Annotated in this window: 10 protein-coding genes; 7 read left to right on the top strand and 3 right to left on the bottom strand. The window is 76.5% G+C overall.

All coding sequences use genetic code 11. The features are described 5' to 3' along the window. Positions 1 to 424 precede the first annotated feature (424 nt). The 3 genes from ACQRUO_RS36685 (at position 425) to ACQRUO_RS36675 (ending at position 3,580) form a co-directional block, all read left to right on the top strand. Positions 425 to 928, top strand: a complete 504-nt coding sequence (locus ACQRUO_RS36685) for a hypothetical protein (protein ID WP_428320507.1) — start codon at positions 425 to 427, stop codon at positions 926 to 928. Positions 929 to 1,038: 110 nt separating this feature from the next. After that, positions 1,039 to 1,962, top strand: a complete 924-nt coding sequence (locus ACQRUO_RS36680) for a sigma-70 family RNA polymerase sigma factor (RefSeq protein ID WP_428320506.1) — start codon at positions 1,039 to 1,041, stop codon at positions 1,960 to 1,962. Between the two features lie 136 nt (positions 1,963 to 2,098). Next, complete coding sequence (locus ACQRUO_RS36675) at positions 2,099 to 3,580, top strand: amidase (RefSeq protein ID WP_428320505.1); 1,482 nt, start codon at positions 2,099 to 2,101, stop codon at positions 3,578 to 3,580. 49 nt (positions 3,581 to 3,629) lie between these two features. Here ACQRUO_RS36675 and ACQRUO_RS36670 read toward each other — a convergent pair whose 3' ends face one another. From ACQRUO_RS36670 to ACQRUO_RS36660, 3 genes are all read right to left on the bottom strand, one after another. Next, complete coding sequence (locus ACQRUO_RS36670; protein ID WP_428320504.1) at positions 3,630 to 4,418, bottom strand: VOC family protein; 789 nt, start codon at positions 4,416 to 4,418, stop codon at positions 3,630 to 3,632. Positions 4,419 to 4,538: 120 nt separating this feature from the next. Continuing rightward, complete coding sequence (thrS, locus tag ACQRUO_RS36665) at positions 4,539 to 5,867, bottom strand: threonine--tRNA ligase (RefSeq protein ID WP_428320503.1); 1,329 nt, start codon at positions 5,865 to 5,867, stop codon at positions 4,539 to 4,541. Between the two features lie 201 nt (positions 5,868 to 6,068). Continuing rightward, a complete protein-coding gene (locus ACQRUO_RS36660; protein WP_428320502.1) occupies positions 6,069 to 6,461 on the bottom strand; it encodes a hypothetical protein in 393 nt (130 codons plus the stop codon). 207 nt (positions 6,462 to 6,668) lie between these two features. Between ACQRUO_RS36660 and ACQRUO_RS36655 the strand changes: the two genes are divergently transcribed. From ACQRUO_RS36655 to ACQRUO_RS36640, 4 genes are all read left to right on the top strand, one after another. Continuing rightward, positions 6,669 to 7,574, top strand: coding sequence for a DUF2797 domain-containing protein (locus ACQRUO_RS36655; RefSeq protein WP_428320501.1), 906 nt, complete (start codon positions 6,669 to 6,671; stop codon positions 7,572 to 7,574). 152 nt (positions 7,575 to 7,726) lie between these two features. Beyond that, positions 7,727 to 7,858, top strand: a complete 132-nt coding sequence (locus ACQRUO_RS36650; protein WP_428320500.1) for a hypothetical protein — start codon at positions 7,727 to 7,729, stop codon at positions 7,856 to 7,858. Positions 7,859 to 7,945: 87 nt separating this feature from the next. Next, positions 7,946 to 8,302, top strand: coding sequence for a PRC-barrel domain-containing protein (locus ACQRUO_RS36645; protein ID WP_428320499.1), 357 nt, complete (start codon positions 7,946 to 7,948; stop codon positions 8,300 to 8,302). Between the two features lie 75 nt (positions 8,303 to 8,377). After that, complete coding sequence (locus ACQRUO_RS36640; protein WP_428320498.1) at positions 8,378 to 9,253, top strand: oxidoreductase; 876 nt, start codon at positions 8,378 to 8,380, stop codon at positions 9,251 to 9,253. Positions 9,254 to 9,317 lie beyond the last annotated feature (64 nt).

The raw sequence follows: 9,317 nt of genomic DNA, 5'->3' as shown, positions 1-9,317 counted from the left end.
CCCCCCGCCCGGCCAGCCGCCCCGTCCGGGAGGGAGGTGGGGGGGGGTCAGCCCCCCTGCCCGGCCAGCCGCCCCGTCCGGGAGGTGAGGGGCGCCTCTGCCCGGCCTGCCCCCCGACCGGCCCGGCCTGCCGGGCTGCGACGCCCTGGCGCCACACCCAGGCGGCCCCGGGTCCGGGCCGCACCCGGGCCCGGTCGACCGCCCCGCCGGCCCCGCGGCCGAGCGCCCGGACGCGCAGCCCACCCGGGCGCTCCCCACCCCCAGCCGCCCCTACGAGGAGCTGATCGAGACCGCCCGCCAGGCCCGGCTCACCGCCGCCCCGGCCAACCTGCCCTCCGAGCACGAGCAGGCCCGCTTCGAACTCGGCCTGCTGGTCGCGCTGATCCTGGACGCGCCCGAGTCGGCCCGCGGCCTGGACCTGCTGGTGAACAGCCGGCAGATCCACCCCGAGGGCGCCGAGGTGTTCGCCGCCCTGCTCTACGCGGGCGGGCGCACCGACGGCGCCGAGTTCTGGTGGCGGTTCGCGGCCGGCTCCGGCAGCCGGATCTCCGCCTACTGCCTGCACCTGCACCACCTGCACCTGGGCGAGCCGAGCGACGCCGACTACTGGCTCGCCTGGTCGCGCGACCTGGCCGCCCGCAGCCACCCGGCGCCCCCGCGCCCGCTGCACTCCAGCCAGCCGCTGCTGCCGGACGCGGTGCGCCGCGACATCCTGGCCCGCTGCCACCGCGGCCTCGCACCGCGGCTGCCGGCCGCGCTGGAGGCGGTGATCGACCGGCTGCCGGTGAAGGCCGACGATCCCGACTTCGGCGAGGTCCCGCAGCCGGCCGACCTGGCGACCTCCGCCCTGGAGCCCGAGCCGCCGACGCCTGCGGCCGACACTCCCGGCTGCCGGCTCCGGCCCGGGCAGCGGCCCCGGCGAGGGTGACGGGCGGCCGACCGGACCCCCGTACCCCGCACGCATGATCCGGCCGGGTCACCTTTCCGCGCTCGGATCCGTCAACCTGACGGACGGATCCGACCGCGGAAAGGTGACCGATGGACGCATACGAGGAGCTGGCCGCCCGCTTCGAGGAGGAACGCGACCAGCTGCTGGCGGTCGCCTACCGGATGCTCGGCTCGGCCGCCGAGGCGGAGGACGCGGTGCAGGAGGCCTGGATACGGCTGCACCGGGCCGGCGGCGTCGGGATCGAGAACATGGCGGCCTGGCTGCGCACGGTGGTCTCCCGGCTCTGCCTCGACCAGCTGCGCACCCGCACCGCCCGGCGCGAGGAGCTGGTGGGCGAGCAGCTGGAGCCCAGGCGCGCCGCCGGCGCCGCCCCCGCCGGGCCGGAGCAGGAGGCGCTGCTGCTGGAGTCGGTCGGCCGCGCCCTGCTGGTGGTACTGGACCGGCTGGGCCCGGCCGAGCGGGTCGCCTTCGTGCTGCACGACCTCTTCGCCGTACCGTTCGAGCAGATCGCCCCGATCGTCGAGCGGTCCCCGGTCGCCACCAAGAAGCTCGCCAGCCGGGCCCGGCAGCGGGTGCGCGGGGTGCCGGCCGCGCCGCCGCGCGAGCTGGCCAGGCAGCGCCGGGTGGTGGCGGCCTTCCTGGCCGCCTCGCGCGGCGGCGACCTGCCCGCGCTGCTCGCCGTGCTGGCCCCCGACGTGCTGCGCCGGGCCGACCCGGCAGCACTGCCCGCCGGCGCCGCGCTGCAGGCCCGCGGGGCGCTGACGGTGGCCCGGGAGACCATGGTCTTCGGCCGGCGCGCCCGGTTCGCGGCGGCCGTCCTGGTGGACGGCGCGGTCGGCGCGGTGGTGGCGCCGCACGGGCGGCTGCGCCTGGTGCTCACCTTCACCGTGGTGGGCGAGCGGATCGCCGGCTACCAGGTGATCGCCGACCCGGCCCGGCTGCAGGGGCTGGAGCTGGCGCTGCTGGATCCGCCGGCCGCCCACCCGGTCGACCACGCCCCGGTGCACGGGTGACGGCGCTCCGGTGCACGGGTGACCCCTTCCTGACCGGGGGCGGTCACGCATAGGATCCCCGGCAACCGGAACCGGCCCCTCGCAGCCGCCCGGTCCGTCGCGGACACCCCGTCACCTCGCCTTGGAGGCCCCGCCCGTGGAGTACCCGGAGTACCGCAGCTACGACGCCGTGGGCCTGGCCGGCCTGGTCGCCGCCCGCGAGGTGACCGCCGCCGAACTGCTGGAGTGCGCGATCGCCCGGGCCGAAGCGGTCGGCGGCCGGCTCAACGCGATCGTCCGGCCGATGCACCAGCTCGCCCGGGCCCGCGCCGCCGAGCCGCTGACCGGGCCGTTCGCCGGGGTGCCGTTCCTGGTCAAGGACCTGCTGCAGGACTACGGCGGGCTGCCCACCGGCAGCGGCTGCCGGGCGCTGGCCGCCGCACCGGCCGCCGAACACAGCGAGGTGGTCCGCCGCTGGGAGGCGGCCGGGCTGGTGGTCTTCGGCAAGACCAACACCCCGGAGTTCGGCGCCAAGGGCATCACCGAGCCCGAGGCGAACGGCCCCACCCGCAACCCCTGGGACCTCGGCCGCACCCCGGGCGGCTCCTCCGGCGGCTCGGCGGCGGCCGTCGCCGCCGGCGTGGTGCCGATGGCGGGCGCCAACGACGGCGGCGGGTCGATCCGCATACCGGCCGCCTGCTGCGGGCTGTTCGGCCTCAAGCCGGGCCGCGGACTGGTCCCGGCCGGCCCCGCGGCTGCCGAGCACCTGATGGGCGCGGCCACCGACGGCGTGCTCAGCCGCAGCGTGCGCGACTCGGCGGCGATGCTGGACGTGCTCACCGCCGACCCCGACCCCGGCAGCCCCTTCCAGACCGCCCGCCCCGGCCTGCCCTACGCCGAACTGGCCCGCCGGGCCCCGCAGGGGCTGCGGATCGGGTTCACCACCCGCTCCCCGCTGGGCACCCCGGTCGACCCGCAGGCGGTGGCGGCGGTCGAGGACGCCGCCAAGCTGCTCAGCGGGCTCGGGCACCAGGTGGAGCCGGCCGCGACCGGCATCGACGAGCACCAGCTGGCCCTGGACTTCCTCGCCATGTGGTGCGTCCAACTGGCCCACACCGTCGACGAGGTGCGCCGCACCACCGGCGCCGGAGCGGACGGCTTCGAGCTGGACACCCACCTGCTGGCCGCCGCCGGCCGCGCGATGAGCGGTCCGCAGTACTACGCGACCTACCAGCGCTGGAACACCTACAACCGCGAACTGGCCGCCTTCCACGCCCGCTACGACCTGCTGCTCACCCCCACGCTGGCCCGCCCGCCGGTGCGGATCGGCGAGCTGGACACCCCGGCGCCGGTGCGCGCGGTGGCCCGGGTGCTGCACCGGCTGAACCTGCTGGGCCGGCTCGCCGGCACCAAGCCCTGGCAGCGCGCGGTGATCGCCAACCTCGCGGCCACCCCGTACACCCAACTGGCCAACGTCACCGGCCGCCCGGCCATGAGCGTGCCCACCTACCGCACCCCGGCGGGCCTGCCGCTCGGCGTCCAGTTCGTCGGCCCGCTGGGCAGCGAGGGCACCCTGCTGGCCCTCGCCGCCCAGCTGGAGGCCGAACGCCCCTGGGCCCACCTGGAGCCGGGCCTGTGACAGCGCGCCGGTCGGCCGACGCCGCACGGCCGGTCGACCGGCGCCCGGCTCACCGCGCCACGGGCTTGAGCAGCACGAAGTCCGCGCCGGCCGGGTCGAGGCAGACCGCCATCCGGCCGATGTCCAGGGCGTCCACCGGGCCCATCTGCACGCTGCCGCCGTGGGCGGTGACCGCGGCCACCGTGGCGTCGCAGTCCGCCACGGTGAAGACCGGGTGCCAGTAGGGCAGTCCGCCGGTGAGCGGCAGGTCGCCCGGTGCCAGCTCCAGCAGGCCGCCGAACATCCGCTCGGCGGGCAGACCGGCCGGGGTGAGCAGGGTGTAGCCGCCCTCGCCGCCGGGCATCGGCACGTCGCTGGTCTGCCAGCCGAACAGTCCGCCGTAGAACTGCCGGGCGGCGGCCGCGTCGGTGGTGTACAGCTCGGCCCAGCAGGGTGCGCCCGGCTCGTCGGTCACCTCCAGGCCCTTCACCGTGCCGGGCTGCCAGACGGCGAACTGTCCGCCCTGCGGGTCGGTCAGTTGGGCCGGCCGCCCCTCCGGCATCTCCTCGGGCGGCGCCATCCGGACGGAGCCGCCGGCCCGTCGGGCGGCCTCGGTGGTGGCCGCCACGTCGGGGGTGTGGAAGTAGACCATCCAGGCGGACCGGGCCCCCTGCTCGGTGAGCTTGCCGAGGCCGCCGACCAACCGGCCGCCCAGCTTGAGCATCCGGAAGTCGGAGTCGCCGAAGCCCTCGGCCTCCCAGCCGAAGACGGCGCCGTAGAAGGCGGCGGCGGCGTCCACGTCGGGGGCGCCGAGGTCGAACCAGCACGGCGAGCCGGGGACGAAGTCGGTGGTGAGCACGGCACTTCCCTTCACGGGTTCACGGGTGGGCGACAGCTCCGCTGCTGCCGCCCACCGTTGCACCCGGCACCGTCGATCGACCCGCCGACTCGCCGCACCCGCAGCAGAACTGACGTTTCGTCAGATCATCGCCCGGGCATCCCGGCGACCAGCGCGTGGCTGACCCGACACCGCCGCCTGCTCCCGGGGTTCGTCCCACAGCGCCACCTGCCGGGCCGCCACCAGGGCGCCGACCCGCTCCACCAGCTCCGCCACGGGCAACTCGCCCGGCCGCCGCCCGTCCCGCAGCCGCAGCGCCGCCGAGCCCACCGCGACCTCGCGCCGACCGATCACCGCCTGGTACGGCACCAGCCGGTGCGCCCGGATCCGCGCCCCGAGGCTGCCCTCCTCCGGCAGCACCAACTCGGCCCGCAGCCCGGCCGCCAGACAGCGCTCGACCAACTCGGCGGCGGCCGCCACCTCGTCCCCGCCGAGCGGCACCGCGACCAGCTGGACCGGCGCCAACCAGGCCGGGAAGGCCCCCGCGTGCTGCTCGATCAGGTGCGCCATCGCCCGCTCCACGCTGCCGATCACCGCCCGGTGCACCATCACCGGACGGTGCTTGGCACCGTCCGCACCGATGTAGTGCAGGTCGAACCGGGCCGGCTGGTGGAAGTCGACCTGGATGGTGGAGAGGGTGGCCTCCCGCCCGGCCGGGTCGACGATCTGCACGTCGATCTTGGGACCGTAGAAGGCGGCTTCGCCCTGCTCGCTCTGGTACTCGATGCCGGCCTCGTCCAGCGCTCCGACCAGGAGCTCACCGGCCCGCCGCCACATCTCCGGGTCCGCCACGTACTTGGCGCCCTCGCCGGGCAGCGAGAGCCGGTAGCGGGCGGCCTCGATGCCGAGCGCCCGGTAGGCCTCGCGGATCAGCCCGAGCGCGGCGCGGACCTCGTCGGCGACCTGGTCCAGGGTGCAGAAGATGTGCGCGTCGTTCAGCTGGATCGACCGGACCCGGGTCAGTCCGCCCAGCACGCCGGACCGCTCCGACCGGTACATGCCGCCCAACTCGGCCAGCCGCAGCGGCAGTTCCCGGTAGCTGCGGGAGCGGGAGCGGAACATCACCGCATGGTGCGGGCAGAGACTGGGCCGCAGCACCACCTCGTCGCCGCCCAGCTCCATCGGCGGGAACATGTCCTCCCGGTAGTGCGCCCAGTGCCCGGAGAGCTCGTACAGTTCGCGTTTGCCGAGCACCGGCGAGTAGACGTGGCGGTAGCCGGCGCGCCGCTCCACCTCGCGCACGTACTCCTCCAGCGCGTGCCGCACCGCAGCACCGGCCGGCAACCAGTAGGGCAGCCCGGCGCCGATCAGCGGATCGGTGTCGAACAGCTCCAACTCGCGGCCGAGCCTGCGGTGGTCGGGCAGCTGGTCGGCGGCGGCGTCGGACGGAAGCAGGTGGTGGTCACTCATGGCGGGCACTCCTCGTGATGGTGGAACGAGTGCCCGCACGACAAAGCCCCGGGGCACTCGCCCCGGGGCTTGATCGGACAGAAGCAGCTGTCAGCGCGCCGGGACGTGGTCCGGCGTCGTCGTGGCTGACGCAACAGCGTGCTTCTGGAAGCTCATGACTGCAGCGTAGCAGGCCGACGGTCGATCAGGCAGCGAAGATGATCAGAAGTCGAAGAAGCCGTCGTCCTCCTCGTAGACGTAGGTCCGCTCGATCACCCGCGGCTCGTCGTCGAGGAGTTCGCCGAGCAGCGCCCCGGCCGCCAGGCCCGCCACCCCGGCCCCGACCACCGCGGCGGTGCTGTGGCCGGACTGGCCGTAGCCCTGGCCCGGCCGGCCGTACCGGTCCTGGTCCTGCCCGTAGCCCGACTGTCCGTAGCCCGACTGCCCGTAGCCCGACTGCGCGGCGCCCGAGGGCACGTAGTACGGCGGCGGTGTGCTGCGCACCCGCTGGGCGCACGCGGCGCACGCCTGCACCGGCCGCGGCACGCCCCACTGCGGCGACCAGAGCACCTCGGCGCCGGCCGGCGGGTGGGCGGGATCGAAGAAGCAGGTCACGGTGACTCCCTGGATGGTCTCGTCCGGCGCACCGCCCCCGCGCGGCACGCTCCCGCTGCTCAGAACGCCGCAGCGGCACCGGCGGTTCCCCCGCGGTCGGGTCGTCCGGTCCCACCGCGCCGCCGGTACCGGGTAGCCTGCAGGACACCCGGGGCGGGGCAGCGGCACCGCCTCCGGCACACCGACAGGAGAGGCGGAGCCACCCCGATGACCGGCTGGCTGGCCGGCGGACTGCACTGGGACGGTGCCCGCCCCTTCCTCAAGGCCACCCGCGGCGAGCGGCAGGCCGCCCGCGAACTGACCGCCGGCGAGCGGATCAGCTGGCGGGTGAGCGGTCCCCGGCGCTGCGTGGGCGCCTGGCTCGGCAGCGCGGTCGGGCATCGCCCCTGCCCGCACCGCGCCGAGGTGGACCCCGCCGGCACCGGCAGCCAGTGCCCGGCCTGCCAGAGCGCCGACCTCGGGCTGCGACTGGCCCGCGACCAGATGCCGGACGACGGCCGCCGCTACCGGCTCTACCTGGCCTGGTTCGGCGCCTGCCTGCTGAAGGTCGGGCTGACCGCCGCCGAGCGCGGTACCAACCGCCTGGTCGAGCAGGGCGCGCTCGCCTTCACCTTCCTGGCCGGCGGTTCGCTCCCGGCGGTGCGGCGGGCCGAGTTGACGGTGTCGGCCAGCGGCCTGGCCCGGGAGCGCTACCCGGTGCGGACCAAGGTCGAGCGCTGGTGGCGGCTGCCGGACCAGCGCAGTGCGCAGGCCGAGCTGACCGCCGGGCGCCGCCGGGCGCTGGCGCTGCTGGCCGGCCACGACCTCGACCTCGCCCCGGACGAGCCACTGGTCGACCACCGCGCCCTCTTCGGCCTGACCGCCGACGCCCCGCCCGCCTACCGCGAGGTGGCCGCGCTCGCCGACGGCGCCACACTGACCGGCTCGCTGCGCGCCCCGATCGGCCGGCACCTCTTCCTGGACACCGCGACCGGCCCGCAGCCGCTGCTGCTGGACACCCGCCGGCTGACCGGCTGGCTGCTCGCCCCCGCCCAGGACGCCGAGTGCGCCGGCCTGCGGCTGGTCGACCGCCGCCGCCCGGAGGACCAGGGCAGCCAGCAGGCGCTCTTCTGACCGGCGCGAGCGCCCGGGCCGGGCACCTGGTCCGGGCACCTGGCCGAACGCCGTGCCGAGTCACCCGTCCCGGCCGGGCCCGACCCGCCTCCCCGCCCGATCCGGGACCGCGGCCTCTGGGCCCCGGGACGGCGGGCGCGCGAACGTGGCCGGTGACCGTCCTTCCGGCCTCCGAGGAGGTGGCCATCGTGCCCCGGCTCCAGCTCACCAAGCGCCCCGCCCAGTCCCGCCCGCGCCCGCCGCTCGACCTGCGCACCCCGTCCGGCCGCCCGCTCCCGTACTGAACCCCGGCCCCCGCCCCGCTTCCCCGCGCCGACCGGCCGGCCGCGCGTGACGATGGAACGGTCGTCCGTTGCGAGGAGGTTCGCCCGGTGATCGAAGCCGAGGACATCAGGGAGTGGCGCGGCCACCCGGTGCTCGACCAGCGCGGTCGACGGATCGGGCCGCTGGAGGCGCTCTACGTGGACACCCGCACCGACGCGCCCGCCTTCGCCACCGTGACCGTCGGCCTGCCCACCCGGCGCCGCCTGGTCTTCGTCCCGCTGGAGGGGGCCACGGTCGGACCGGGCTACCTCAAGGTCCACTACCCGCGCGGCCAGGTGCGCGGCGCCCCGTCGATCGACACCGACGGGGTGCTCGCCGCCGAGCAGGAGCCGGCCGTCTTCGCGCACTACGAACTCGCCTACGAGACCGGCGCGGCCGGCGAGCGCCGGCTGGCCCGGCCCTGAGCCCGCCCGATCCCGAGCAGGTCCGGCCCCGAGCGGGTCCGATCCCGAGCAGGTCCGGTCCCGAGGAGGTCCGCCATGACCACCGTCCTGTCGGCCGGCGCGCTGTCGGTCAGCGCCCTGCCGACCACCGCCGTGCTGATCACCGGCGCCTCGTCCGGGATCGGCCAGGCCACCGCCCAGCGGCTCACCCGCCGCCGCGAACTCACCGTCTACGCCACCGCCCGCCGCCCGGCCGCACTCACCGAGCTGGCCCAGGCGGGCGCCCGCACGCTGGCGCTGGACGTCACCGACGAGGCCTCGATGGCCGACGCCGTCGAGCGGGTCGAGCAGGCGCACGGCTCGGTCGGCGTGCTGGTGAACAACGCCGGCTACGGCGCGTACGGCACCGTCGAGGAGACCGACCTGGCCGAGGTGCGGCGCCAGTTCGAGACCAACCTGCTGGGTCCGGCCCGGCTCACCCAACTGGTGCTGCCGGGCATGCGGGCGGCGGGCCGCGGCCGGATCGTCAACGTCGGTTCGATGGGCGGGCGGCTGGTCTTCCCGGTCGGCGGCTACTACCACGCGAGCAAGTACGCGCTGGAGGCGCTGAGCGACGCGCTGCGGTTCGAGGTGGCGCCGTTCGGGATCCGGGTCAGCCTGATCGAGCCGGGACTGATCCGCACCGGATTCGGCGGCACGGCGGCCGGCACGCTGGCCGACTCGGCCGTGCCGACCGGCCCCTACGCGGCGCTGAACGGCACGATGGCGCAGCTGATGGCCCAGGGCTACCGCAACCGCCTGCTCGCCGCGCCGCCGGAGGCGGTGGCCCGGGTGATCGAGCACGCGGTGCTGGCCGGCCACCCGCGCACCCGTTACGTGGTCACCCCGGCGGCCCGGCTGCTCGTCCAGGTCCGCCGGCTGGCCGGCGCCCGCGCCTTCGACGCCCTGCTCCGCGCTCAGCTGCGCACCTGAGGGCGTCGGCGCGGCCGGAACCCGCGGTGGGGTGGCCCCGGCGCACCGCCGGAGCCACCCCACC

Source organism: Kitasatospora sp. LaBMicrA B282 (assembly GCF_050325825.1).
Taxonomy (GTDB): Bacteria; Actinomycetota; Actinomycetes; order Streptomycetales; family Streptomycetaceae; genus Kitasatospora.
This window is presented reverse-complemented; position numbering and strand designations above follow the sequence as displayed.